The sequence below is a fragment of the Paenibacillus sp. Aloe-11 genome (genome assembly GCF_000245715.1).
Classification (GTDB): domain Bacteria; phylum Bacillota; class Bacilli; order Paenibacillales; family Paenibacillaceae; genus Paenibacillus; species Paenibacillus kribbensis.
The window spans coordinates 392,938-418,596 of the sequence record NZ_JH601054.1; the positions used below are offsets into that span (position 1 = coordinate 392,938).

The window sequence follows — 25,659 nt, forward strand, 5'->3', positions numbered from 1 at the left end:
TCATCAAGGAGGTTGCCATGCGTAATTCAAAATCCGAACGTGCCGGGTATTTGTTCATTCTGCCGTGGATACTGGGGTTGCTGCTCTTTACGATCGGGCCCATGCTGTTCTCCATGTTTCTGGCCTTTAGCAAATGGGACATTATCACCGGAGTCAAGTCAATTGAATGGGTGGGACTGGATAACTTCCGGACCATGTTTCGCGATGATTTGTTCTATCAGTCTTTGAAGGTAACTTTTATTTTTGCTTTGGTTTCGGTTCCCTTGTACCAGATTGCTTCTTTACTCATTGCTTTGTTGCTAAATATGCGAAATCGAGGAATGAAATTTTTTCGCCTGATCTATTTCATGCCTTCGGTCATACCGGCAGTGGCGGCATCGATGATGTGGATCATGATATTCAATCCCGAGTATGGGGTTCTTAACCGTGCGCTTTCTTTGTTCGGCATTCAAGGGCCGGCCTGGCTACAGGATCCCAGTTATGCTCTTGGGGCGCTAATCGTCATGGGACTCTGGGGAATCGGCAATACCATCATCATTTATTTGTCCGGTTTGCAGGGGGTTCCAGAGGAGCTGTATGAGGCGGCCAACCTGGACGGAGCCGGACCGCTTCAGCGCTTCTGGAACATTACCCTGCCGATGATTTCACCGACCGTATTTTTTAATCTGGTCATGGGTATCATCGGCGGATTTCAATATTTCACCCAGGCGTTCGTCATGACCAATGGGGGACCGCTCAATTCCACGTTATTTTATAACCTGTACCTTTACAACAAGGCTTTCAAAGATTTTGATATGGGATACGCCTCTGCATTGTCTTGGGTACTGTTCATCATCATTCTGGCGTTCACACTCCTGGTCATCCGCAGTTCATCTATGTGGGTCTATTATCAGGGTGATAACGAGAAGGATTGAAAGGAGGATATATCATGAATTATAGTTCCACGCGGAGCAGGATCGTTTCGCGCATATTCTCGATGGTGCTGCTGGTCGCGGGAGCGGTTATCGTTCTTGTACCGTTGTTATGGACGCTGGCTACATCATTGAAGACCCCCGCTGAGGTATTCACAGACAACTTTTTCCCGGCAGCATGGATGTGGTCTAACTATGCCAATGCAGTGACGGCCATTCCCTTTTTTACCTTTCTGAAAAATACACTGATTATACTCATTCCAGTCATGATTGGAACGGTATTCTCTGCTGCGTTATGTGCCTACGGCTTCGCCCGCTTCAACTTCCGCGGGAAACGGATGCTGTTTCTGGTGCTATTGGCCACCATGATGCTGCCATCCCAGGTTACGATGATCCCGATGTTCATCATGTTCAAGGAAATCGGCTGGGTCGATACGTTCCTTCCACTGATCGTTCCTGCATTTTTCGGTGGCGGCGCCTTTAATATTTTCCTGATTCGTCAGTTCATGCGTGGCATTCCGCGCGATCTCGATGAATCCGCATTTGTGGATGGGGCAAATCAGTTCCAGATCTTTACCCGCATCATGTTGCCTCTCTCTATGCCGCCGCTGATTGCAGTGTCGATCTTTACATTCATGGGAGTATGGAATGACTTTCAGGGTCCGCTGATCTATCTGAACTCCAGCGACAAGTATACGTTGGCACTTGGTTTGTCCATGTTCAAGGGCTTGTACAACGTGGAGTGGAACATGCTGATGGCGGCTACTATGCTGATCATGATTCCACCGCTTCTGGTCTTTTTCGTAGCTCAAAAATACTTTATTGAAGGCATTTCCATCTCATCGGCCATCAAGGGATAGACGTATGGCGGCATCGGTGAGATCAGAGAAAAGCCATTGCAGGGGAGGACAAAAGATGGCCCGTATCACTAGCAGGCACCCGATCAATTTGTATTACAACGCAGGAGAATACGTCAAAATTTGCGGAACGCAGGACGGTTATTTTCCTGATTTTGGACACCATATGGCCAATGAAATGGGAGGCGTATGGCTACACCCCATCAAGCTGCTGGACGGATTTTGGCTGAAAGTTACGGATACCGATCGTCAAATTTCGGTATGGGCAAGAGCAGACAGCTATAGCAGCGAGGCATGGGGAGGAGGTCGGTTCGAATATGACCACGGCCTGAGCCATATTCCGGTGTCCATTGTCCGTTCCCAGTTCGCCCCGGACTACGAAAAGGGTATGGTGGCAGAGTATGAAATCACTTCCTATGGCGAGGGGGAAACGCACCTCAGGCTTGAACTGCTGTCACGGACCGATCTTCGGCCTGTATGGTATTCGGACGAGATCGGCATCTTGCCCGGAACGGCCGAGACGGCCGAATGCCTGTCGTCCCGCAAGGTGATGGTCAAGGACAACAGTCACGACTGGTACGTGCTGGTTGGAAGCGACCTTCCAGGCATTGAGAACACCGTCGGTCCGAACATCTACGGACCAGAGCTGACTGCTGGCAAAGGGACGGGAATATCTTTTGCAGCGGAATGTACGTTGAAGGAAAAGCAAGTGTTGCGTTTTCGCCTGTTCGTTGCCGGGTCGGAAAGCTCTCGTGAGGCATGCGAGCAAACGTATGCTGCCCTTGAGCAGGGACGTAACGATCTGCTGGAGCAAAAGAAAGCCTTATATGATCGGTTGGATCAACGCTCCTTGCTTACTATCGAGGGGGAAGAGGAGCTGAATACGCATTTCGCCTGGGCCAAGCGCAACAATCAGTGGCTGGTACAGCGTGTTGACGGCATCGGCCGTGGACTGACGGCAGGGGGTCCAACTTATCCATGGTGGTTCGGCTGCGACAGCACATATGCCCTTCAGGGCGTTCTCGCCACTGGCGACCACTCGTTGGTGAAAGACACATTGAATCTGCTGCTGGAGAAGTCGAGAGAGGTGAACGACAACGGTCGATTCGTTCACGAAGTGACCACAATGGGGGCCGTCTCCAATCCGGGAAATACTCAGGAGACCGCGCACTATATCGCTTTTGTCTGGGAAATGTTCCTGTGGACTGGAGATGAAGCGCTTCTGCGAGAACATTATGGCTACTGCGTGCAGGGTATGGACTGGCTGCTGCATACGATGGACCCGGACGGAGATCTTTTTCCCTCGGGCTACGGCATCATCGAGATTGCTGGACTGAACATGGAGCTGATCGACAGTGCCGTATATACAGCTAAGGCTCTTCAGGCGCTGGCATGGATGAGCAGTTATCTGGGCGAACAGAACAGCGGCGAGCATTATCAGGAGCTATCCGAACGGGCCGTACAAGCAATCAATCAGGTGTTTTGGTCTGACAAGGACGGTTTATATGCTGATGCGGTTGCTCCTGCAGGTGATATTGCCCCGAAGGTCACTTACATGGCCTCCTTGGCAGAGAAGCAAGGCATTCAGGGGTACCGCGAATATGTTGAAGGGCTGCTGGCGGAAGCCGGAGAGGATCAGGGAGATCGGGGCTGGCTGCTGAACAAGAACTGGGTTATAGTCACGCCGATGGAAGCCGGGATCGCAGATCCGGACAAGGCGCAGCGTGCACTGGAGACGATGCGAAGCAGCGATTTTGTCGGGGAGTACGGCACCTATCTGGCAGCCATTTACCAACAGGGTACCATGACAATCTCGACCGGAGCGCATGCGATAGCCGAGGCGACCTATGGTAATCCTGATGAAGCTTTGGGTTTACTTCGGAGGATGGGCAAAAGCTTTTCCCGGGTGCAACCGGGGTCCTTTTCCGAAATGTCCCCGGATTACGGATGCGTGGTTCAGGCATGGACAATCTACGCTCTCGCGGTCCCCGTCGTCCGGCATTTCTTTGGCGTCAGACCAGAAGCATATTTGCAAAAGGTAAGCTTTGTTCCCGATTTTCCACAGGCCTGGGCCGACAAAACGTGCAGGCTTGAGCGTCTGCGTGTGGGGGATGCCGAATTTGATATAAGCTTCGAAATACGCGAAGGCTTGCGGATCGCAGAAATATCCAACCCTTCAAAGTGGACCGTTGTTTTGGATTGGAAAGGACATAGATTCGAAAGCGATAAAGAACGGATTCTATGGAAACTGGATGGCCAAAGCTGACCTTGAAAATAAGGAACAATTTAGGAAGAGTGGAATCAATAAAAGACAGATATGGGGAGGAACTATAGGTGAAAGGAAATACCGCTCACGAGAATCCATTATACAGGGAGTGCACAATCGAAGCCGTTATTTTTGATTTGGATGGAGTGATAACGGATACGGCGGAATATCATTACATTGCTTGGAAGCAGCTTGGGCAAGAACTCGGTATTCCGTTCGACAAGGAATTTAACGAGCAGCTGAAAGGAATCAGTCGCATGCAATCCCTGGAGCGCATCCTTCAGCTCGGTGGCCAAGATCAAAGCTATTCTCAGGCGGAAAAAGCTGACTTTGCCCGCCGCAAAAACGAACATTATGTCTCGTTGCTCGATTCCTTGACACCGGAACATACTTATCCGGGTATCCGAGAGTTGCTGCTTGAATTACGGTCAGCCGGCATCCCTGCTGTGATCGCTTCAGCGAGCAAGAATGCGCCGCAAATTCTGCGAGCACTCGGTCTTGAATCATTGTTTGAATATGTCGTTCACCCGGATTCCGTCGCACATGGCAAGCCTGCCCCCGACCTGTTCCTGCGCGGAGCCGTTGAGGTGGGAGCAGAAGCCTCACGCTGCATCGGCATTGAGGATGCCCAAGCAGGCATTCAGGCTATCAAGGCTGCAGGCATGATTGCGATCGGAATAGGGGAAGAGAACGTACTTAAACCTGCAGGAGCAGATGTTGTTATGAAGGATACCGGGGGGTTGAACCTGTCGTTTCTTGAAGAAACGCTGCAGGCTTTTGGATGCTGATAGCCATGTGCTTCTCTGACAGTCACTTTGCCGCTTTATGCAAAATATATGGGAGGGCAATACATGTGTTATAACGATAGTCGTACAATCAACCGTGTATGGTGGAAAGAGGCCGTTGTTTACCAGGTCTACTGGCGCAGCTTCATGGATACGAACGGTGACGGTTACGGCGATCTGCAGGGATTAATGCAGAAGCTCGATTACATCAAGGGGCTGGGCATTGACGTGATCTGGCTTAATCCGATTTATGAGTCACCTGACAAAGACAACGGATACGATATCTCCGATTATTATCGGATCATGCCCAAAGCGGGCACGATGGAGGATTTCAGGAAACTGCTGGCCAAGGTACACGAGTTGGACATGAAGCTCATCATGGATCTGGTGGTCAATCATACTTCCTCCGAGCATCCATGGTTCGAGGAATCGCGTTCATCGCTGGACAATTCGAAGCGTGACTGGTACATATGGAAGCCAGGAAATGCGGGAGGACCGCCGAACAACTGGCGTTCGTATTTCGAGCCATCTGCCTGGACGCATGATGAACGAACAGGGGAATACTACTTCCATTCGTTTGCCAAGGAACAACCTGACCTTAATTGGGAGAATGCAGAGCTGCGGCGAGAGATATACCGCATGATGCGTTTCTGGCTTGATCAGGGCATTGACGGCTTTCGAATGGATGTGATCAATCTGCTGGCGAAGGTACGGGGATTTCCTGATGCGGAACGGCCCGAACATATCGACTACCTGGGAAATAATCCGGGCATTCATGATTATTTGCAGGAAATGAACAGGGAGGTGCTTCGGCATTACGACATCATGACGGTAGGGGAAATTCCGTTCGTTACTCCCGAGGATGGCCTGCTGTATGTAGCGGAGAGCCGACAGGAGCTGCATACGCTGTTCCATTTCCAGGTAGCGGACGACATGCCTGTATGGAATTTGGCCCGATTCCGCCATATTCAGGCCACCTGGCATGAAGCCTTCTGGCACGAGGGCTGGAATTCGCAATTCCTGAACAACCACGATCATACGAGGCAGGTGACCCGTTATGGAAATGACGGAGCGTATCGCATGGAATCAGCAAAGCTGCTGGCAACGATGATTCATACGCTTCCCGGGACACCTTATGTATTCCAAGGTGAGGAGATTGGAATGACAGGGGTCCATTTCCCTTCGATCGACGATTACCGCGACATCGCGATGCACAACAAATACAGGGAAGCGGTAGATAAGGGAGAGGAGCCTGTGCGGGTGCTGAGGGATCTGCAGCCGCTGAGCCGGGACAACTCCCGGACTCCTATGCAGTGGAATGGGGAACAGCATGCCGGATTTACTACGGGACAGCCGTGGATTCAGTCTAATCCCAATTATGCAGAGATCAACGTGGAGCGTGATCTGGCAGCTCCAAACTCCATCTATGCGTATTATCAGCGATTGATCTGCCTGCGTAAAATGCATAAAGTCATGGTGTATGGCGATTATGCCGATCAGTCCGGGGGAGAAGCTCACGTATATGCTTATACGCGCAGTCTCGAAGAGGAAACGTGGCTTGTTGTCCTGAACCATTCCGACGTACAGCAGCTTTATGAACTTCCTGTCCCATGGAAGGAAAGATTTGAACATGCTCAGGTCTTATTGGGTAATTATGATGGACCTCCGTCGAAGGACAGGGTGGAGGATGATGGGATTTGTTTGCGATTACGCCCCCACGAAGCGGTTATTTATTCGTTTATAGATTAATTTCGTGATAGAACAGGTATACCCTTACAGATTTCAATGATGTCTATAAGGATCAGTCAATGTTTCATGGCTGATCCTTATTTGCATTTTAACTGTATCCCGATAAAGAGGTGCAAGATGAAGAGGAAAGTTGCTCCAGAGGAGCCTTTTCCGCCAGCAAAAGATCGATGGCTTTATCATCCTTTGCGTTCTTTACACTTTTCAGGCAGGGTGTAGTAGTGTAACATAAGGTTACCACTTTCTGTTTGGAATGGTAAGCTCGACACTTCCATTTTACCAATATGCCACACCCAGTCATTAAACGGCTAGAGGCATTTTCAAAGCTGCGAAGCTTGAATGATTAACTTTAGTTTGGGAATGCTGCGAAAAAATTTTTCATACTGGTTACTTGACCAGTTGCAAGGCATGTTGTTAGCGATTGACTGCCGGATTGATATTATTCGATGAAACTTTATTAAATAATGAAATTACTGTAATATATACAAATAAATTGGAATGATCAGAAGGAGAAGGCTATGGACGAAAGAACACTGCTATTACTTGGAATATTAAAGTCCCAAAGTTTACATGGTTATCAAATTAATGAATTTATCGATAAAAACTTGAGCCGGATTGCCTCCATGAAAAAAGCTACAGCTTACGCCATTTTGGACAAGCTGAATGCTGCAGGCTTAATCAGTGTACGTGAGGACCAGAATGGAAACCGTCCGCCAAGAAAGGTATATTCCATTACTCCGGCCGGGGAAGAGGAATTTTACTTGCTTCTTCGTGGAAACCTGTCTGAACAGGACATCACGTCCTTCAAGGGCGATATTGGACTTATGTTCATAGACCATCTATCCAAGGAAGAAGCGATCGATTGTCTGTTGCTGCGTTTGAGTGGTCTAACCGAACAAATCGAAGAATTGCAGCAAATACCTAAACATAAGTTCTCAAGAGGGATTGATTTATCGTTCAAGCATCATCTTGTATGCAAACAGGCTGAGAGGAACTGGTTGCAATCTGTTATTGAAGAATTAAAAAAAGAATAGAATTTCGTTCGATTCTTACAGTTCATAGCAGGTTTTGCGCTGCAGCGCAAAACCTGCTTTTTTTGTGTTGGCTTTAGTCTGAATATTACCAAAAATTGAAAACATACAATTTGATTAGTCAGTATTGACTAATCAAAATATGCGATTTATAATCACCTTTGTATTAATCAATTATGACTAATCAACAAAACTAATTAGGAGGAAATTATGTTGCTTTTTTTCGCAGTTCTGTTTATTAACTTGGCATTGGTTGCTTATACTATCGGTGTTTGGGCTGAAAGAATTTCAGGCCGGTTGAAACCGAAGCATCTTGTTTTCTTCCTTTTCGGTTTATTATTCGATGGAATAGGTACTGGCTTTATGGGGCAGCTGAATCCAAGCAAAGAAATTAATTTACATGGTATTACAGGCATGGTCGCCCTTGTGTTGATGCTAATTCATGCAATATGGGCAACAATTGTTTTATGGAGAAAGAACAAAAAGCAGATCGATCAATTCCATAAGCTTAGCTTGGCAGTTTGGGGATTGTGGTTAGTACCTTATTTGATTGGAGTCGGACTAAGTATTTTCAAATAAGCCATCATGCTCAAGATAAGTGCTACAAAGTTGTAGCATTCCAAACCTGTAGGCAGTACCAGTTATACCGGTACTGCCTACGTTAGTTAATAAAAGGTAGCTAACCCAAAAAAGTCAACTTCCTTCAACTGTTTTATTGAGCTATCGTCAACCTTTGTGCTTTCCTGAAACCTTTGTTTTCCGACAAAACATGTGCCAGTCGATTGTATGGGAAATATTCACTTCCCTTTACGACATGATGCAAAATCAGATTCACAACATGATGGTGGCGTATTCATTCGTCTTCCAAACTTTAATTCGCAAAAGGCTATTAAATATTTAGAGATATTTAACACGGAATTCGGATCTGGCCCCAAACCGATACCATAGCTTATCCAATGCTTTTCTTAGCTTGTTCGAGTAAATTGGATACGTAATCGGCTTTGTCGTCCGAATAAGAGAGCAGTGTAGTATATCCTTTATGGATAGCGTTGAGTTTTTTTTCAGCATATTGCTTGGCTACATGCGGGTTATCTCTTAAGTAATTTCTAATGAGAAGATTATTTATCCATTGCTCGCCATTCCAAATGACAACAGCAAGATTATAGGCATGTTCTTGGCGTTTTCGAAAATATAATCTTCCCTTTACACCCGTTTCTCCGAATCCTTCATAACCAAGTTCTATTAGTTTGTTAGATACGGAGTTGTTCAACTCAAGCGTTTTCACGCCAACCAAGATATCGATAATCGGCTTTGCAAACATCCCTTGTACCGAGGTACTGCCGAAATGCTGTATGTCGATAGCATCGTCTCCAAATGAAATATTTATGCAATCTCCGTATTCTTACATAATGTAATTAGAGTTTCTTAATAATTGAAGATACAATAAAGAATGATGTTTTGATATAAATAAGTACGGTATAGATAAGTCAAACGATAATTTACAAATAAGTTGAGGATGAAGAGATGAATATACAAAAGCTTACCATTGGACAAATGGCGGAACTCAATCATATTACACGGCAAACATTGCGGCATTATGAGGCTGAAGGTTTACTTACTCCATATTATACAGACCCGGATAGCGGATATCGTTACTATCATATCAACCAAAGTGCAAGGCTGGATATGATTCATCGTTTAAAAATTTGTGGGATGTCGCTCAAACAGATAAAACAGCAGTTTGAGACAGCAAATATAGAGGATATCCAAAGTTCTCTAAAGACGCAACTAGATTTTATTGACGAATCTGTTCGTCGTCTTAATCAGAGCAGGTACATGATTTCAAGAACCTTAAATAATTATGAAAGGTATAAGTCACTCCCACAAGATCCCACCATATTCCATGAGCATCTTCCACCCAGAAAAATATATGTGCACACATCAAGTGTAAACTTCTTTGACCAGGAGGATTCAGGTTATGAAATTATGCTTTCGGAATTAAAAACAAGCTTAGTAGAGAAAAAACTGCCTGCAAGCTATTTGTGTAATATAGGAACAATAATACGCAGACCATACATTGAAGAGCGTATGCTTTATTCAAATGAAGTTTTCGTGTTTGTGGAGGATGACTTTGAAATCCCTGCTAAAGTTGAGATTCTTCCTGGCGGAATGTATGTAAACATTTGCTCAGAGACCATTTTCAAAGAGTCCGAGTATGCCGAACAATTACTAAATTACATTACAGATGCTGGTTTCATCATTGCAGGGGATTACATTTGTGAAGTGATCGCCGAGTTCCCGATGTTCGATAACCTCTCACGCAATATGCTTTATAAAATACAGATCCCAGTGACAACAAAGGAAGGATAGCATATAAAAATATCATTTGACCTTATTGTAACAGTAAGGTTTATATTTGGGGTATAGCCTAAACCAATTTGTATTTTTTACTAAGGAGGAAGGATTATGGAACGTAAAGTAAGAGCAGCGCAGTACGGTTGCGGCAAGATGAGCGTGTACCTGATGAGATACCTGCTTGAAAAAGGTGCGGATATCGTGGCGGCGTTTGATGTGAATCCCGCAGTCATCGGAAAGGACATCGGTGAAGTCATCGATTATGGCAGAACACTTGGAGTTAAGGTTTCAGATATAAAGGATGCGGATCAGGTACTCTCGGAACTCAAACCGGATGTGTGTGTTATTGCGACATTAAGCACAATGGCAGATATCAAGACGGCACTTACGGTTTGTGCTAAAAATGGCGTAAACGCGATTTCAACTGCTGAGGAATCACTTTATCCCTGGATTTCTTCGCCTGCAGTTACAGAGGAGCTTGATGAATTAGCAAAAAATAATAATTGTACGCTTTCAGGCAGTGGTTATCCTGATATGTATTGGGGAGTGTTGGTGGATACCCTTGCAGGCTCCTTGCATAAAATCACAAAAATCAAAGGAATCAGCAGTTATAATGTTGAGGACTACGGTATAGCTTTGGCCGAAGGGCATGGAGCTGGTCTTACTCCTACTGAATTCGCTGAGCAAATTGGTAAATTCAACGACTTGAACTCTAATGAAATAAGGGGAAAAATCGAAAATGGCGAAGTTACGCCAAGCTATATGTGGTACCAAAACGGCTGGTTGTGCAGTAGAATGGGGCTTACTCCTATATCGCAAACCCAAAAGTGTATTCCTATGACACATGATAGGGATCTTGAATCCTCCACGCTTGGCATGACGGTTAAAGCTGGCAACGCAACTGGCATGGCGGCTGTGGTTACAACCGAAACCGCAGAGGGGATTGTTATTGAAACCCAGTGTATAGGCAAAGTTTACGCACCTGAAGAGTTTGACAAGAACGAATAGTCTTTTTATGGTGAGCCCGAAGTAACAATTAACGTAGATCGTCCGGCAACAGTACAGTTAACCTGTGCAAACCTTGTGAATCGTATTCCAGCGCTGATTAATAGTGAGCCAGGATACGTGACCACAGATAAATTGCCGAATAATGCATATCTCGTAAAACCGTTGAATGAGTATATTAATTTTTAATAAAATGGGGAGATAGGAACTTGGTCACACTGCTGCTGATAATTATTTATATCGCATTCATAGGTCTTGGACTGCCAGATGCTCTGCTTGGCAGTGCATGGTCGGTTATGAAATCTGATATTGGTGCAACAACAGAAATGGCCGGTTATATCGCATTAACGGTCTCGCTATGTACGGTGATATCCAGTCTTTTTGCAAGCAGACTATTACACAAATTTGGGACGGGTAAGGTAACTTTATTCAGTATATTATCGACAACACTTGCATTGCTTGGATTTTCGTTCTCCAATCATTTCGCTTTTCTAATACTTTTGGCGATTCCGTTAGGATTCGGAGCAGGCTCTGTAGATGCTGCATTAAGCAACTATATGGCCCTTCATTTTAAAGCAAAGCATATGAATTGGCTGCATTGTTTTTGGGGAATTGGAGCAATGACGGGTCCTATATTAATATCATTTTGGCTGAATGAAGGGAACAACTGGCGTGCAGGTTATCTTACAATAGGGGCGATACTTGCTGTAATCGTTGTAGTATTGTTGTTTTCTCTTCCGCTATGGAGAATTTTTGAAAATGGCAGATCAGATGTAGGTGACGAAAAGAAATTAGTGAGCAACAGAGAAGCTTTGGGCATCAGAGGTGTCAAAATGTCCATGCTCGCAATGCTCTGTTATAATGGGTCCGAAACAGCAGCAGGCTTATGGATGGCATCCTTTTTCATAGAAAGCAAGGGAGTATCTGCCGGAACAGCAGCAGCCTTCACATCCTGCTTTTTTATAGGGATTATAATTGGACGTGTTTTTTCAGGGTTTCTTTCTACACAAGTATCCAGTAAAAATCTGATTCGATATGGGGGATTAATGGGGTGTTTGGGGCTTTTCATCCTTGTTTTGCCTGCATCATATTGGGTAGCCGCAGGCGCCCTGTTTATTGTGGGGTTAGGTGGAGCGCCAATCTATCCTAGCATTGTACACGCAACACCGGTACGTTTCGGGGAAAAGGCTTCTTCCAGTGTAATTGGGCTGGAAATGGCAAGTGCCTATGCGGGTTCTACGCTGATTCCATTATTAATGGGATTGATTGCTAGTCAATTTGGCATGTTTATGGTGCCTATTATTTTGCTTCTGTTGTTTGGCATCATGTTTGCAGCTTCAGAAATGGTTAATAGATCATAAAAAAACTCAAAAGTGTGTAACTTCAAACCATTTTTTAATAAGAGATATTAAATAGAAAAACTGCTCAGTCGTCAATTGACGACGGGCAGTTATACAGTGACAATAAGGAGGGATCTCATTATAAACCTTTCGTGTAACGATCTCATCCTTTTCCAGGCCTCTGAGCTGAGTGGTCAGCATTTTTTGAGTAATGCCGGGCATTAACCGACGAAGCTCAGACGTACGTTTCCGTCCTGTCATCAGATGGTAGATAATTAAAGACTTCCATTTTCCTCCCATTACTTCTAAAGCCGCTTCCACTCCAACTTGATACTTCTTTTGAACCCTATTTTTTATCTGTTCAGTCATCCCTTAATCCTCCTTTAGAAGGCTACGTTTACTTAGAACAATCCATCACTTTAATTCGTTATTCAGGTCAGTTTCTAGGGAATTTACCTAGGGCACTTCCATGTTCCTATGGCACCTGTATCATCCTATAGAACTTAAAAGTGCGTACTTCCAGACCATTTTCCTATTGTTTATAATAGCATCAACCATTGATCATGCCTAGAAATTAGCTGTTGAGAAAGGTAGTGAAGAAGCATGAAAGTATTAAGCGTTGTTTCACACCCGAGAAAAGATTCCTTGACCTTTGAGGTGGCCGGTCGTTTCGTACAAGGTCTTGCCGAGGCTGGCCACGATTATGAGATATTGGATTTGCACGGGATTGGTTTTGATCCTGTTTTAAAAGAAGCAGATGAACCTGATTGGTCAGTTGCGGAACAGTCCTTTTCCCCTGAAGTAGAAATGGAAATAAGGCGAATGAAGGAGCATGATGCGTTGGCATTTATTTTTCCACTTTGGTGGTGGCATTTGCCGGCTATGCTGAAGGGGTATATTGACCGTGTATGGAACAATGGGTTTGCGTACGGTTCGAATTACCTGCATCATCAGCATGTCTTGTGGATTGGTTTGGCCGGCGTTTCGAAAGAACAGATGAAAAAGCGCAACTATGATGAAATGATTACTCATTTACTAAATGTGGGAATTGCAGATTATTGCGGTGTTTCCAATTCCAAGGTTGAATTCTTATATGAGACCCTGGATTCAAATCCCGGTCATTTCGAAATGCTGCTGAACCAAGCTTATCGCTTAGGTTTGAATTATGCCTATTGACACAGAGAACAGTATGTATATAATGTTGTGTAAAGGTCAGTTATGACCTTTATATTTTCCCTTAATTATTTAACAACATTAATTAATTGTATTGAATAAATCGAAAGGAGTGACAGAATGAAGTCGTTTTTGCCGAATGACATTAAGGATGAGAATAGAAAGATCATTTTTGATATTGTGATGCAGAATCCGGAATTGGCGAAGGTCGAAATCGCGGAGAAGACGGCGATGAGCTTTGTAACTGTAAGTAAGATCGTCAATTTCTTTGAAGAGATCGGACTGTTGACTGCTACTGGAGAAAGCCGGGAAGGCTCTGGCGGCTTGGGAAGAAAAAGAACGGTATACCGATTTAATGAGAACAGCTATGTAACCGTCGGAATTCAAATCATAGGCAACAGAATTACTGCTTTACTTATCAATCTATACAGCAAAATTATCGATTCATACTCCATTGAGACGGATATTCCGTTTTATAGTGAGCAGTTTATCTCGATTTTTGAAGACATCATTTTGCGTATGAAGAATGTAGCAAAGAAAACGAACAGCGTAGTCTTGGGTATCGGTATCGGGGTCGACGGGGCGATAAACACAAGGAAGAAAACGATCAGAATGAGGATTCAGGACAATAAGGAGCAGGATTACAATTATGAGCCTATCATCGAGAATCTGATTAACCGGGTTGATTTGCCTATTTTCCTTGAGAACGATGTAAACGCTTCTACGGTGGCTGAATTCCGCAATCTGGAGAACTCAGGGAAAGCGCTGGCTGATCTGGTTCATATCGCAGTAGGAGACGGGATCGGGGGCGGCCTGGTTATTAATAAGGAGCTGCATAGAGGATTCAATGCAAGCGCGGGTGAGCTGGAGTATATGTGCTTTGACCCGGAGTACAGAAGATCACCGTCCTCCGTCGGCTGGCTAGAGAGCAAGCTGGGGATTCAGCATTTGTTGAGTAGCTATGATCTTAGCTCTGAATCAGACATTGAAGCGTGCGCAGATTATGTAGGCAAGCATCTTGCCCTGGCGATGATTAATATCATCAGCGTGCTCGACATCGACCAGATTATTATCAGTGGCAAGACGGTAGCGCTGTTCCCCGAACGGATTCTTGAGAGAACAAGATATTATGTCGGGCAGTATGTGGAGTGGACTCCAACGATAACTTACAGTGATTCGCATCATTCGACGGCTGTCGGAGCTGCCGTACTCTCGCTTCAGGATGAGATGATAAAAGTAATTTCCGGATAGGAAGTGAACGTGATGATTAAGATTTTTGCAACTGAAGAGGAAGTCGCAGATGCCATTGCCAGAGAGATGAAAGAGCATCTATCGCATGAGCATCCAGTGTTCTGCTTGGCGTCAGGCAGCACACCACAGAAAAGCTACTTGAAATTTGCCGGAGACGCCGAGATTCATGCTAGGATTCAGCAACTTAAAATTGTCAGCCTGGACGAGTGGGCCGGAATAAGCAGAGAGTCTGAGGGCAGCTGCTATCAAATGCTGAATCAGGATTTATTCTCGCTTGTCCATTTGGACCCCCGGCAGATCGAATTTTTTGATGGGACGGCGCCGGATTTGGAGCAGGAATGTCTGAGAATCGACCGCTTTATCGATCGACATCCCATAACTTTCAGTTTAATGGGGGTTGGAATGAATGGCCATATCGGCTTGAATGAGCCAGGCTGTCCGATGCTGGATCATAGCAGTGTCGTAGATTTATCGGAGACGACCAAGACCGTGGCCCAGAAATATTTCCGTCAGCCTACGGTATTGGACAGAGGAATCACCTTGGGTCTAAGTCAGGTGGCGGGCAGCAAGAGAGTGATTGTAGCGGTGACCGGTGAACGCAAAGCCGGGATCGTCAAAGAAATATTTACAAATCCAGAAGCAAAGCTGCCCGCTCAGGAGCTGCTCGGTTATGAACATATTGATTTCTTCCTGGATTCGAAGGCAGCGAAATATATTAAGCAGCGATAAAAACTGAGGAGTACAAATTATGAGTAACAGCGTCATTGGAGTGGATATTGGAGGAACGAATATACGAGTCGGGTTAGTGAATGAGCAGTTGGAATTGGTTCGAAAAGAGACGGCATTAACTAGCGAGTTCCTAAGTGCTGATGAAGTTTTCAACTATGTCAAGCAAGTGATCGAGAAAGTGGATCATCACAAGACGGCTGACAAGATAGGGATTGCCTTGCCTGTTCCTTGGAAGGAGCGAACCGAGATTATATGCGATGCGACCAACGTTCCCTGCCTGGAAGGGGTTCATACCGAATTTATAAAGCGTTTTTTTCCCGGTTATGAAGTTCATTTCGAGAATGATGTAAATGTCGTGACTCTGCTTGAATCAGAGCATGGCGCGTCCCAGGCGTATGATCAATCGATCTATATCACAGTCAGTACGGGGATCGGCAGCGGAATCGTTCTGAACAACGAAGTGCTCCACGGTGCGCATGGTTATGCCGGAGAGATTGGCAGCATGGTTATATCTGATAACGGCAAGAGCCATTCGACATTGCATCCCGGTACGCTTGAAGCTCTGTGCAGCGGCAGGGCCCTGGAGAAAGAGAGCAAATATCTGTACGGCAGCGAGGCTACGGCGCATTTATTGTTCGAGAAATACAGGCAGCATGACGAGAAGGCGGCAGGTGTCGTGAATGCCTGGGTTGAGTACTTCTCCAACGCGATTGCTTCATTAATGCAGACGATCGATCCGGATATATTTGTCATTGGAGGAGCGGTCATTCACAACAACCAATGGTTGATAGATAAAATTATTGAAAGCGCTAAAACCAAAGTATTTGAGCATTTAAGCGACAAAGTCAAGGTAGTCTTGCCTAAATTCGGCCCTGATGCAGGCGTGATTGGTGCGGGGTACATGGCGTTAAAAAACAATAAAGGAGCATGAACAACATGAAGAAAATGAAAGTTGCGTTAATTGGAGCTGGCAGCGTGTCCTTTGCTTTGGGGGCACTTCAGGATATGGTGTTGTCCGAGCGCTTGAAGACTCAGGTAGAACTGGAGATCGCTCTGATGGACATTGAACAAGAGAATGTGGCGAGAACCTATAAATATGCAACAGATATGTTTACCGCCTTCTCACATCCAGCGAACATTTGGCAGACGACCAACTTGGAAGCAGCTCTGCAGGCGGCTGATTTCGTCATCGTGGCGATCGAGGTGAATCGCTACTTCTATTGGTCGCAGGACTTCCATATTCCTCGCCGCTTCGGCAGCAAGCAAATTTACGGTGAGAACGGCGGCCCTGGTTCGATGTTCCATACACTGCGAAATCTGGGACCGATGCTCGAAATCGCCCGCACGATGGAACGTGTCTGCCCAGACGCCTGGTTCATTAACTATACGAATCCTGAAGCGAAATTGGTTGAGGCTATCTCGAAGCTTACCTCGATCAAAGTCGTCGGTCTATGCCATGGACTGGATATGGGGATCGAGCAGCTGTCCCAATTTCTGGAGATGGATATCGCCGATATCGGGATGGAAGGCGGGGGCTTGAATCACTTCGGCTTCTTCACCAAGATCTGGAACAAGAAAACGGGTGAGGATCTTTATCCGTTATTTGATGAGAAGGAGAAAAAGGCCAACCGTCTGGCGCAATTCGATCATGTCGCGCTATCCAGAACGATGTACCGTACTTATGGATATTACCCTTATCCAGGCACCAACCATGTGGGTGAATATATCTCTTATGCAGAGGATTTCTATGCTGGCTTGTCCTTGCAATACCGTTATGATCCAATCCGCGAGAAGCTGTGGGAGAAGGATTCGAGAACCCCTGATTTCGTATACTGTGCAAGCGGTAACAATCTGGATCAAGGCTTGTTCTCGAAGATTCAGACGCAGGAGCTCTGGGTCGAAGAGTCCTATATTTTCGATAAGCAGAAGGTTTGCCGCAGCAATGAATATGCAGTTCCGATCATTGAGGCGATTTTCTTCGATGATGAGATTGAACTGAACGCGGTCAATTTACCGAACCACGGTGCGATCAAGGGACTTCCTGACGATATGGTTGTTGAGACCCAGGCGATCGTTAATGGCAGAGGAATTACGCTGAAGCCGATGACGGTAGAACTGCCGACTGCGATTATCGGAACAATTCATATTCAAGGATCGATCCATAAATTGTTGCTGGAGGCTTTTGTGGAGCAATCCAAGACGAAGCTGCTGCAGGCGATCCTATTAGATCCTCAGGCTCCGACTTATTATCAGGCCTGCGCGATGATCGACGAGATGTGCGAATTGCAGCAAGATATTTTACCTAAGCTGGAATGGAAATAAAGGGGGCTTTATGGACAACAAGAAAATCATCGAACTGCTTCAGAAGATGACGCTCGCTGAAAAGATCGGACAGCTCTCTCAGACGACTGGGGAACATTACGTCGGCAAAATTGATATCGAAATGGTTGAGACCGGCCCTGACTTCCCGGATCATATGCTTGAGGGAGATACGCTGTATACGATGGGAAGTATTATCGGCGTGTCGAGCGCCAGGATCACGAACCTGATTCAAAGTAAATATTTGCAGAAGTCACGGCTTAAGATCCCTCTGCTGTTCATGCACGATGCGATACACGGATACAGGACGATTTTTCCGATACCATTAGGGCTCTCTTGTACCTGGGATGAGGGAATCGTGCAGCAGGCAGCGGCGGATACCGCTTCGGAATTGCGCGCTGCGGGCATACATGTGAATTTCTCGCCGATGGTCGACCTTGTGCGCGACTCCAGATGGGGAAGAGTGATGGAATCCTTTGGCGAGGACCATCTGCTGTCCGGTAATCTTGGCCGGTCGATGATCAGAGGCTATCAGAAAGACGAGGACGGAGAGTTTGCCGAATCGGGAGTAGCGGCCTGTTTGAAGCATTTTGCCGCGTATGGAGCCGGCATTGGAGGAAAGGACTACAACGCTGTCGATATGTCCTGGAGAGAATTCTATGCCTATTATGGAAAGCCCTATGAAATAGCCCTTCAAGAGAAGCCAAAATTTGTAATGAGTTCATTCAACACGTTCAACGGGGTTCCTGTTAGCGCAAGTGAGCAGATGATGAAGGAAATCCTAAGAGGCACCTATCAATTTGACAACATCGTAATATCAGATTGGGGGGCAGTCGCTGAACTGCAAAACCACCGCGTTGCCGGCAATGACAAGGAAGCCGCTGAAATGGCTTTAAAAGCGGGCATTGATATCGAAATGGTCTCGACCTTGTATCTTGAGCATTATGAACAGATTCTAGAAGAGAACCCGGCGCTGATCCAGGATATAGATGCAGCCGTTCTGAAAATTTTGCAGCTTAAAAATGAAATGGGCTTATTTGAAAATCCTTTTGTAAACGAAGCTCGTGAGAATGAAGTCTTAATGAATCCGCGCTTTCTGGAGCATGCTAAGGACATCGCCAAGAGAACCTGCGTGCTGCTGAAAAATGAACAAATGCTACCTATAAGCAAGGAATACAAAAAGATCATCATTGTCGGTCCGTTTGCTGGTAGCAATCAATTGCTAGGCAATTGGCGGTGCAAAGGAAGCTTTGACGATGTAGTTACCTTAGCGGAAGGGATGAAGCGGGTAGATGATTCATTCGATCTGCAAGTCTATGAATCCCTGAAGGACTGTCCTCAAGCTGAGTTGGAGCAAAGCGATTATATTGTCGTGGCGGTTGGGGAGCACTGGGAGTTAAGCGGTGAAGGGCATAGCAGCGTGAATATCGATCTGGAGGCCAGCCAGCAGCAGCTTATCCGTGAAGTCAAGCAAACGAACAAACCGTATGCATGCATCTGTTTTTCGGGCCGGCCATTGGCGCTTCAGAACATTATCGATGATATCCCCGCTCTCTTGTGGTGCTGGTATCCGGGTACACAGGCCGGCAGTGCGATTGCTGAGCTGATTACAGGTCAAGATACCCCGTCGGGGAAACTAACGATGTCGTTCCCGCGTCATTCGGCGCAAGCGCCGATCTATTACAATGAGTACAGCACAGGCCGTCCGGCAAATGAATCAAGCTACAGCAGCAGGTATCAGGATTGTGAAATCGGGCCTCTGTTCCCATTCGGGCACGGGCTGACTTATACCGGTGCGCAGTATTCTGATTTTAAAATTTCGCGTCATCATCTGACAGCCGGTGAGGAATTGACGATCTCTTTTCAGGTGAGCAATCCAAGTGGGTATGACTATTCTGAAATCACTATCCTATACATTGAAGATCTTGTCTCAAAGGCGGTACGTCCTGTGCGCGAGATGAAGAAGTATCAAGTCGTAGGTGTACCAGCGCATCAGACAGTTAACGTACAGATGACTCTGGCCTTGGATGATCTTCAATATTTGGATACCAGCCTGCAGCAAACGGTTGAAACGGGAAAATTCAATATATATATCAATGATCTTGACCATCCCGTGTTTACCATAGAATATCGATAAAATGTCATGAATTAGAAGCATTTTATCCGAAATGATCACGTTCTTTTGATTCAAGTTTTGCATTTCCTCAAAATAAATAGACCTTCCTTCTTGGAGAATGCCAAAGTGACTTCCCTCTCTTGGGGGTTCCGGTTGACTTCTCCAAGTTGGGGTGAATGTCTGTTTTATTCTCGAAAATCCTTGCCTAAATAAGGCATCAAGTTTATGCAAAGAGCTGAACCATACACAAGTTCGAAATTTTCGAATCAGCTAGCAGATTTTGGATAGCGCTTACATGATTCGGAATGAACTGACAATGCTGTACCTGAATAGGGAGGGGGTATACGGATGAAATCCACATTTAAACATAAGTTTCTATCCCAGTGGGAGCTTCAAGTCATGGTCTGGCCGAGCATTATATTGATGATTGTTTTCTCGTTTGTCCCGATGTTCGGATTGATCATCGCTTTTCAGGATTATTCTCCGTTATCCGGTTTTGCGGGCTCGGAATTTGTAGGTCTGGATAATTTCAAAGCCTTTTTGGGGGACAAAGATTTCTACACTGTGCTGACGAACACTCTTGGCATCAGCCTGATGAAGCTGTTGATCGGTTTTCCGCTTGAGATTGTCCTGGCCATATTAATCAATCAAATCAGATTAGGATTATTCAAGAAATTTACGCAAACGGTATCTTATTTACCCCACTTCCTGTCATGGGTTATTCTTGGCGGCATGATTACATCCTGGCTCGGCTCAACGGGACTGGTGAACAGCTTCCTGCTATCGACTCATCTCATATCTGAACCACTCTCCTTCCTGTCAAATGCGAATGCTTATTGGTGGATAGCGACGCTGTCGGATATTTGGAAAGAGGTTGGCTGGGGAACGATTCTTTATCTCGCTGCCATAACGGGAATTGATCCATCATTATATGAGGCGGCGAAGGTCGACGGGGCGAAAATCTTGAAGAGAATCTGGTATGTCACGCTCCCCGGCATCAAAAATATTATCGTGCTAATGTTTTTGCTGCGTGTAGGCTCGATCCTGGGAGCGAATCTGGATCAGACTCTCGTCCTGCAAAATTCTTCGAACATGCTGCGCAGTGAAGTCATTGACTCTTATGTTTATCATTTAGGTCTGGCGCAAGGGGACTTCTCATTCGCGACTGCGGTCGGAATCTTCTCGTCCGTCGTATCGGTCACACTGTTGCTGGTAGCCAATTTCTTAACCAAGAAGCTTAGCGATAGTTCAATTTTTTAGAAGGGAGGGAGCTATATGGGGCTGGATAGAGGCGAGAAAGTATTTAACATTTTTAACGTGCTGTTCATGCTGTTTTTTATTTCCATCATCGTATTTCCCTTGATCAATATCGTCGCCCTCTCGTTCAATAACGGGTATGACGCGATGAAAGGGGGCATTTATCTATTCCCGAGAAAATTTACGCTGGTAAACTATGAAACCATATTGAAGGATACGACCATTTACAGGGCGTTTGGAGTGACGGCAGCCAAAACAGTAATCGGTGTCATCGGACACTTGGTTATTACAGGAGCCGCAGCCTATGCTCTGAGCAAGTCTTATTTACTGGGAAGAAAGATATTCATCCGTATGGGCATCATCACCATGTTCTTCTACGGCGGGATGATTCCATCATTTCTGGTGGTCAAGTCGCTCGGTTTGGCGAACAACTTCTGGGTGTACATTATCCCCGTGCTATTCAGCTTCTACGACATGGTCATATTAATGAATTTCTTCAGGAGCTTGCCAGAATCTATTGAAGAATCAGCCAAGATTGACGGGGCCAATGTATTTCAGGTGTTCTTCAAAATTATAGTCCCGCTATCTTTCCCGGTACTGGCGACGATCGCCTTATTTCATGGAGTGTACCAGTGGAATGATTTCTTCGTAGCAAAGCTGTATGTGACGGATAAAGCACTGTACCCGATTCAATATTATTTGTATCAGCTGTTGACGAGTGCAGGCGCTGCCAGCTCTGCCAAAGCGGGGGTATATATATCCAAAGCGTTTACGACACAATCATTGCAGCAGGCTACAATGATCGTTACAACCTTACCTATTGTGCTAATTTACCCTTTCCTTCAAAAATACTTTATTAGCGGCATGCTGGTCGGAGGAGTCAAAGAATAATGATAAAAGCGAGGGAGAACAACATGAAGAAATCGATCATCCTTCTGACTTTGGTTGCATTAGTTGTCTTGTTGGCTGGGTGCGGCGGTAAGAAGACAAGCGAAGAATTGCCGGATTCGACGATTAAAGTGAATGGAGATACACCGAGCTGGAAGAATGACAAGGCAACGGCTGAGCTTGACTGGTATATTAATTTCGATTGGTTCGCCCAGACCTGGGGCAATGATGTATCTTCCAAATATATAACAAAGGATACCGGAGTAAGCATCTCTTATTTGGGCGGCAGCGACGACAAACTGAATACGATGATGGCCTCCGGAGACCTTCCGGACATCATTACAATGGATGGAAACAACCCATTTGTTAAGGATGCCAATAAATTCGCAATCCCGCTGGATGTTCTGGCCAAGAAGTATGATCCCTATTTTTTGGATAAAGCAGCCAAGCCGGAAACGCTCAAGTTCTTCACAAGGGACGACGGCCATATTTACGGGTATCCTAACTTCTCGAACACAAAATCAGATTATGAGAAAGGCGGTATTTATGGAAACCAGGCATTTCTGGTACGGAAGGATATTTATGAACAGCTCGGCAAGCCTGATATGACCACGCCGGAAGGATTCATCTCGGCATTGGAAGCCGCGCAGAAGCTGGGCACGAAGGATGAACTGGGAAAAACGGTCATTCCGATCGGGGTGTCCCCTTTCACAGAAGAAAACCCTGAGAAGAACGGAGTATTCAATCGTACGCTGGCCGATTTTATCGGAGTCCCGATGTTGACGAAAGACGGCAAATACTACGACCGTTATACGGATGCAGATTTTCAGAAATGGCTTAAAGTGTTCGTTGATGCCCGGCAGAAGGGGCTGGCAGACCGGGACATGATTACGATGACCAAAGACGACAAGGATGCACGGCTAACGAATGGCAGCTACTTTGCCTATTTCGCTTCGGACCTGAACGGTGAGCCGGATCCGTTGTCCGTGTGGGGGAAGGAGCACCCAGACAAAGAGTACATTGCCGTTAACGGGCCATCTTCTACGATAGGAAATAAAACCGTATTGCCGGGCACTTCCATTGAAGGCTGGACCCAAACCTTTATTACCAAGAATGCCAAGAATCCACAAAAGGCGATGGAATTGGTGACTTATTTAGTCAGCGAGTACGGCAACAACGTCATGAACTTTGGTCGTGAGGGCGAAACCTACACCATCAAGGACGGAAAGCCTGTCTTGAATCCAGATCTGCTGGAATTCAAACAGACCGATCCTGCCGGCTTCGAGAAGAAGGTTGGCTTGACCACTCATCTATGGCTGCAGGATAGCGCTCTGCTCTCCCGGCAAATGGGGATTTCTCAGTTCCCGAAGGCTTTGCAGCAACCAAAAAAATGGACTCAAGATTACGTGGCGCCACAATTCGAATTAGCGAGTCTTGATGTATATTTATCTAAAGAATCTTCCAGAAATAAGGAGAAGATCGATCAGAACTGGGCGCAGACGATCGCCAAGATCTTGGATGCCAAATCGGATAGCGAAGTCGATCAGGCGATGAATGAATTTATTCAATACCGAAAGGATAATGGCTATGATAAATTGGTGGAAGAGAGAAATAATCAAATCGCGGCTAATGTGAAGAAGCTGCAGTAAGCGTAAGAATACAAACTGAGGACTCTCCTTGGATGAGTCCTCTTGTAGAGTATCTGTTTCAACTGATCACTCAGTTTCCTTCCATGCGCATTCTCATAGTTGGGACCAAGGTACTACTGGAGTCATTATGCTATTGCAGCTCCATTCTAAAAGCAAGCAACGCTGGGGAGTCCTTGATCAGGACACGCCCTTGCCGTACAGCCAGAACCCTACCAGACCAAAAGGCGCGAGCCGACAGGGAAGATCCCTGGCGGCTCGCGCCTTTTTGCGCTGGCCGTTATTCCTTTTGTCCCATTTTCCACTTCTGGTATTCGAGGAAGTCCTTGAACTCTTTTTTGCTGACGCCCGAAGCCATTGCTTCTTGCATCAGCTCCCACCATTCCGGGTCAAGCAGGTCCTCCGCAGGGCGGTCGCCGTACAAGAGCAGGTGGATCGAAACGGTTAAAGCATCGGCAATTTTCTCGATAAAGGAAATGGAAGGATTCGATTGAATATTTCGTTCGACATTGCTCAGGTAGGATTTGGCCACATCCGCTTTATCCGCAAGCTCGGACAAGGAATACCCCCGATCCTGGCGGATTTTTTGGATGCGGTCGCCAATACGTTCTGCCATGTAGCGATCGCCCTTCTATCAGAATAATTTGATGTCATTATATCAAAATATACGTGATAGGACAAAGGCGTAAAGTCGGAATTTCGTTAAGTAAAGAACACCTTAACCCAGGACCAGGGTAAGGTGTTCTGCTTCGATTTGACGGCTGAATTATTTGGCTTCTCCTGCGCCTTGCTTCGCTTCGAATGTCCATTTCAGATTCAAAGCGTCACCTTGGAACTCGTTTTGATCCTGACCGTTATCCTTGAATTCGAACTTGACGACCAGGTCGTCGGTATCGCCTGCTTTCAAGCCCCCGTGCTCTTCGAACCAGGCCACCCATTTGTTCTCCACGGCGTCAGGGGCTAGATTTTGCAGATCATACAGCGAGGTTTGGTAAATGACGGTTTCCTGTTTGTCGATGTTCTTCAAAAATCTAACGATGACATGTTTGCCGAAGTCATCCACGTTTTCAGGGGCTCCCGGCTTATTCGTAACCGTATAGGTCGTTTTCAGCAATACCTTGGAGATGTCGAGCGTACCTTCGTTTTTCAGTTTGAACGTGCGGATTGCGAAATCCCCCGGTTTGAGGGTGCCCACGTCAATGATCGCCGTCGGATCGGCGTTGAGATCCAAGGTGCCTGCGGCGAACGTGCCGGTCGTTTCCACGGAATCGCTAAAGTAAGCGAACGTGCCTCCGCCGATCAAAGACAATCCAAGCGCTGCGGCGGCTACTCCAATACCCAAAGTCTTTTTGATCCCCATACAAAATACCTCCCTAATTTTAAATGATTTTTTTTATATTGCATCCTTATGAAGTCATAAGGAGAACAACCGAAAGTTAGAAGCAAGCGATTTAGTGTGTTATGGAGCCTTGGTGTCCGGTTGGGATACGTTCGGGTCCGACTTCTTTTCTTCCAGCGCCGAAATGGCTTTCCATAAGGACGCTAAGGCATACAGGAACAAAAGGACCCCCGGGATGATCAACAGTGTGACGTTCCCCAATTTCGTTCCGGCGAAGTTGAGAACGTATCCTACGTAAGGGACGGTAAAGCCGGTGTAAACACCGGTGACATTGGCCGGATCAACCGGCTCCAGGTCGGCGGCATCGTTGTTGTCTCCCTTGGTCCGGTAAAGGAGCTGACCGGTTAGCTTATTGCGGGTTACTTCGACGATGCGGTGGGTAATCAGCTTCTTTTCGTCCGCCCGGAAGGTGATGACATCGCCAGCGGTAAATCGGGTCATATCGCCTCCGGGCTTAATGGCCACGATGGAACCGGTAAGTATGGAAGGCTCCATCGAGCCGGACAACACCGTTTTCAACTGATAACCGTAGAAATTTGGTTCGCTGCCGGACATTTTCGACATGACGACGGAGCCGGCCACGGT

At 46.1% G+C, this 25,659-nt stretch carries 24 protein-coding genes; 19 read left to right on the forward strand and 5 right to left on the reverse strand.

What is annotated here, in order from left to right; all coding sequences use genetic code 11:
• Nucleotides 1-17: 17 nt before the first annotated feature.
• From WG8_RS12755 to WG8_RS12785, 7 genes are all read left to right on the forward strand, one after another.
• Nucleotides 18-914 (forward strand): carbohydrate ABC transporter permease, encoded by an 897-nt coding sequence (locus WG8_RS12755; protein WP_007430595.1) that lies wholly within the window; start codon nt 18-20, stop codon nt 912-914.
• A 14-nt stretch (nt 915-928) separates the two neighbouring features.
• Nucleotides 929-1,771, forward strand: a complete 843-nt coding sequence (locus WG8_RS12760) for a carbohydrate ABC transporter permease (protein ID WP_007430596.1) — start codon at nt 929-931, stop codon at nt 1,769-1,771.
• A 55-nt stretch (nt 1,772-1,826) separates the two neighbouring features.
• Nucleotides 1,827-4,034: an alpha-L-rhamnosidase-related protein gene (locus WG8_RS12765; protein WP_007430597.1), complete on the forward strand. Its 2,208-nt coding sequence runs from the start codon at nt 1,827-1,829 to the stop codon at nt 4,032-4,034.
• A gap of 68 nt (nt 4,035-4,102) precedes the next feature.
• Nucleotides 4,103-4,822, forward strand: coding sequence for a beta-phosphoglucomutase (gene pgmB, locus WG8_RS12770; protein ID WP_007430598.1), 720 nt, complete (start codon nt 4,103-4,105; stop codon nt 4,820-4,822).
• Between the two features lie 63 nt (nt 4,823-4,885).
• Nucleotides 4,886-6,568 (forward strand): glycoside hydrolase family 13 protein, encoded by a 1,683-nt coding sequence (locus WG8_RS12775; RefSeq protein WP_007430599.1) that lies wholly within the window; start codon nt 4,886-4,888, stop codon nt 6,566-6,568.
• Nucleotides 6,569-7,083: 515 nt separating this feature from the next.
• Nucleotides 7,084-7,599: a PadR family transcriptional regulator gene (locus tag WG8_RS12780; protein ID WP_007430600.1), complete on the forward strand. Its 516-nt coding sequence runs from the start codon at nt 7,084-7,086 to the stop codon at nt 7,597-7,599.
• Between the two features lie 207 nt (nt 7,600-7,806).
• Nucleotides 7,807-8,175: an HsmA family protein gene (locus WG8_RS12785; protein ID WP_007430601.1), complete on the forward strand. Its 369-nt coding sequence runs from the start codon at nt 7,807-7,809 to the stop codon at nt 8,173-8,175.
• A 370-nt stretch (nt 8,176-8,545) separates the two neighbouring features.
• Here the strand turns inward: WG8_RS12785 and WG8_RS12790 are convergent, their stop codons facing one another.
• Nucleotides 8,546-8,983, reverse strand: a complete 438-nt coding sequence (locus tag WG8_RS12790; RefSeq protein WP_332309837.1) for a GrpB family protein — start codon at nt 8,981-8,983, stop codon at nt 8,546-8,548.
• Nucleotides 8,984-9,120: 137 nt separating this feature from the next.
• Here WG8_RS12790 and WG8_RS12795 point away from each other — a divergent pair, with 137 nt between their 5' ends.
• The 3 genes from WG8_RS12795 (at nt 9,121) to WG8_RS12805 (ending at nt 12,317) form a co-directional block, all read left to right on the forward strand.
• A complete protein-coding gene (locus WG8_RS12795; protein WP_043891022.1) occupies nt 9,121-9,966 on the forward strand; it encodes a MerR family transcriptional regulator in 846 nt (281 codons plus the stop codon).
• 96 nt (nt 9,967-10,062) lie between these two features.
• The gene (locus WG8_RS12800) at nt 10,063-10,959 is read left to right on the forward strand and encodes an NAD(P)H-dependent amine dehydrogenase family protein (protein WP_007430604.1); all 897 of its coding nucleotides are present in this window, start codon (nt 10,063-10,065) and stop codon (nt 10,957-10,959) included.
• A 206-nt stretch (nt 10,960-11,165) separates the two neighbouring features.
• Nucleotides 11,166-12,317: an MFS transporter gene (locus WG8_RS12805; RefSeq protein ID WP_007430605.1), complete on the forward strand. Its 1,152-nt coding sequence runs from the start codon at nt 11,166-11,168 to the stop codon at nt 12,315-12,317.
• Between the two features lie 6 nt (nt 12,318-12,323).
• On the opposite strand, the gene WG8_RS12810 is transcribed toward WG8_RS12805, so the two are convergent.
• The gene (locus WG8_RS12810; RefSeq protein ID WP_007430606.1) at nt 12,324-12,665 is read right to left on the reverse strand and encodes a winged helix-turn-helix transcriptional regulator; all 342 of its coding nucleotides are present in this window, start codon (nt 12,663-12,665) and stop codon (nt 12,324-12,326) included.
• A gap of 234 nt (nt 12,666-12,899) precedes the next feature.
• Between WG8_RS12810 and WG8_RS12815 the strand changes: the two genes are divergently transcribed.
• The 9 genes from WG8_RS12815 (at nt 12,900) to WG8_RS12855 (ending at nt 23,678) form a co-directional block, all read left to right on the forward strand.
• A complete protein-coding gene (locus WG8_RS12815; protein ID WP_007430607.1) occupies nt 12,900-13,472 on the forward strand; it encodes an NAD(P)H oxidoreductase in 573 nt (190 codons plus the stop codon).
• 117 nt (nt 13,473-13,589) lie between these two features.
• Nucleotides 13,590-14,720, forward strand: coding sequence for an ROK family protein (locus WG8_RS12820; RefSeq protein ID WP_007430608.1), 1,131 nt, complete (start codon nt 13,590-13,592; stop codon nt 14,718-14,720).
• A 12-nt stretch (nt 14,721-14,732) separates the two neighbouring features.
• Nucleotides 14,733-15,449 (forward strand): 6-phosphogluconolactonase, encoded by a 717-nt coding sequence (locus WG8_RS12825; protein WP_007430609.1) that lies wholly within the window; start codon nt 14,733-14,735, stop codon nt 15,447-15,449.
• Between the two features lie 19 nt (nt 15,450-15,468).
• Entirely contained in the window at nt 15,469-16,380 is a 912-nt protein-coding gene (locus tag WG8_RS12830; RefSeq protein ID WP_007430610.1) for an ROK family protein, read from the forward strand.
• A 5-nt stretch (nt 16,381-16,385) separates the two neighbouring features.
• Nucleotides 16,386-17,771 carry a family 4 glycosyl hydrolase gene (locus WG8_RS12835; protein ID WP_007430611.1) on the forward strand — a complete coding sequence of 462 codons (1,386 nt, stop codon included), beginning with the start codon at nt 16,386-16,388 and terminating at the stop codon, nt 17,769-17,771.
• A gap of 10 nt (nt 17,772-17,781) precedes the next feature.
• Nucleotides 17,782-19,905 carry a glycoside hydrolase family 3 N-terminal domain-containing protein gene (locus tag WG8_RS12840; protein WP_007430612.1) on the forward strand — a complete coding sequence of 708 codons (2,124 nt, stop codon included), beginning with the start codon at nt 17,782-17,784 and terminating at the stop codon, nt 19,903-19,905.
• Nucleotides 19,906-20,232: 327 nt separating this feature from the next.
• Nucleotides 20,233-21,144, forward strand: coding sequence for an ABC transporter permease (locus WG8_RS12845; protein WP_007430613.1), 912 nt, complete (start codon nt 20,233-20,235; stop codon nt 21,142-21,144).
• Nucleotides 21,145-21,159: 15 nt separating this feature from the next.
• Nucleotides 21,160-22,032 carry a carbohydrate ABC transporter permease gene (locus WG8_RS12850; RefSeq protein ID WP_007430614.1) on the forward strand — a complete coding sequence of 291 codons (873 nt, stop codon included), beginning with the start codon at nt 21,160-21,162 and terminating at the stop codon, nt 22,030-22,032.
• Nucleotides 22,033-22,055: 23 nt separating this feature from the next.
• A complete protein-coding gene (locus tag WG8_RS12855) occupies nt 22,056-23,678 on the forward strand; it encodes an ABC transporter substrate-binding protein (RefSeq protein WP_232289100.1) in 1,623 nt (540 codons plus the stop codon).
• A 277-nt stretch (nt 23,679-23,955) separates the two neighbouring features.
• Here WG8_RS12855 and WG8_RS12860 read toward each other — a convergent pair whose 3' ends face one another.
• From WG8_RS12860 to sipW, 3 genes are all read right to left on the reverse strand, one after another.
• Complete coding sequence (locus WG8_RS12860) at nt 23,956-24,291, reverse strand: helix-turn-helix domain-containing protein (protein ID WP_007430616.1); 336 nt, start codon at nt 24,289-24,291, stop codon at nt 23,956-23,958.
• 150 nt (nt 24,292-24,441) lie between these two features.
• Complete coding sequence (locus WG8_RS12865) at nt 24,442-25,035, reverse strand: TasA family protein (protein WP_007430617.1); 594 nt, start codon at nt 25,033-25,035, stop codon at nt 24,442-24,444.
• Between the two features lie 99 nt (nt 25,036-25,134).
• Nucleotides 25,135-25,659: signal peptidase I SipW (gene sipW / locus WG8_RS12870; RefSeq protein WP_007430618.1), on the reverse strand; the 525-nt coding region annotated here is incomplete at its 5' end.

What these genes read in the sequence shown, in the direction of transcription:
- WG8_RS12755 (WP_007430595.1), top strand. Translation starts at nt 18, where the DNA reads ATGCGTAATTCAAAATCCGAACGTGCCGGGTATTTGTTCATTCTGCCG.
- WG8_RS12760 (WP_007430596.1), top strand. Translation starts at nt 929, where the DNA reads ATGAATTATAGTTCCACGCGGAGCAGGATCGTTTCGCGCATATTCTCG.
- WG8_RS12765 (WP_007430597.1), top strand. Translation starts at nt 1,827, where the DNA reads ATGGCCCGTATCACTAGCAGGCACCCGATCAATTTGTATTACAACGCA.
- WG8_RS12775 (WP_007430599.1), top strand. Translation starts at nt 4,886, where the DNA reads ATGTGTTATAACGATAGTCGTACAATCAACCGTGTATGGTGGAAAGAG.
- WG8_RS12780 (WP_007430600.1), top strand. Translation starts at nt 7,084, where the DNA reads ATGGACGAAAGAACACTGCTATTACTTGGAATATTAAAGTCCCAAAGT.
- WG8_RS12785 (WP_007430601.1), top strand. Translation starts at nt 7,807, where the DNA reads ATGTTGCTTTTTTTCGCAGTTCTGTTTATTAACTTGGCATTGGTTGCT.
- WG8_RS12795 (WP_043891022.1), top strand. Translation starts at nt 9,121, where the DNA reads ATGAATATACAAAAGCTTACCATTGGACAAATGGCGGAACTCAATCAT.
- WG8_RS12800 (WP_007430604.1), top strand. Translation starts at nt 10,063, where the DNA reads ATGGAACGTAAAGTAAGAGCAGCGCAGTACGGTTGCGGCAAGATGAGC.
- WG8_RS12810 (WP_007430606.1), bottom strand. Translation starts at nt 12,665, where the DNA reads ATGACTGAACAGATAAAAAATAGGGTTCAAAAGAAGTATCAAGTTGGA.
- WG8_RS12815 (WP_007430607.1), top strand. Translation starts at nt 12,900, where the DNA reads ATGAAAGTATTAAGCGTTGTTTCACACCCGAGAAAAGATTCCTTGACC.
- WG8_RS12820 (WP_007430608.1), top strand. Translation starts at nt 13,590, where the DNA reads ATGAAGTCGTTTTTGCCGAATGACATTAAGGATGAGAATAGAAAGATC.
- WG8_RS12825 (WP_007430609.1), top strand. Translation starts at nt 14,733, where the DNA reads ATGATTAAGATTTTTGCAACTGAAGAGGAAGTCGCAGATGCCATTGCC.
- WG8_RS12830 (WP_007430610.1), top strand. Translation starts at nt 15,469, where the DNA reads ATGAGTAACAGCGTCATTGGAGTGGATATTGGAGGAACGAATATACGA.
- WG8_RS12835 (WP_007430611.1), top strand. Translation starts at nt 16,386, where the DNA reads ATGAAGAAAATGAAAGTTGCGTTAATTGGAGCTGGCAGCGTGTCCTTT.
- WG8_RS12840 (WP_007430612.1), top strand. Translation starts at nt 17,782, where the DNA reads ATGGACAACAAGAAAATCATCGAACTGCTTCAGAAGATGACGCTCGCT.
- WG8_RS12845 (WP_007430613.1), top strand. Translation starts at nt 20,233, where the DNA reads ATGAAATCCACATTTAAACATAAGTTTCTATCCCAGTGGGAGCTTCAA.
- WG8_RS12850 (WP_007430614.1), top strand. Translation starts at nt 21,160, where the DNA reads ATGGGGCTGGATAGAGGCGAGAAAGTATTTAACATTTTTAACGTGCTG.
- WG8_RS12855 (WP_232289100.1), top strand. Translation starts at nt 22,056, where the DNA reads ATGAAGAAATCGATCATCCTTCTGACTTTGGTTGCATTAGTTGTCTTG.
- WG8_RS12860 (WP_007430616.1), bottom strand. Translation starts at nt 24,291, where the DNA reads ATGGCAGAACGTATTGGCGACCGCATCCAAAAAATCCGCCAGGATCGG.
- WG8_RS12865 (WP_007430617.1), bottom strand. Translation starts at nt 25,035, where the DNA reads ATGGGGATCAAAAAGACTTTGGGTATTGGAGTAGCCGCCGCAGCGCTT.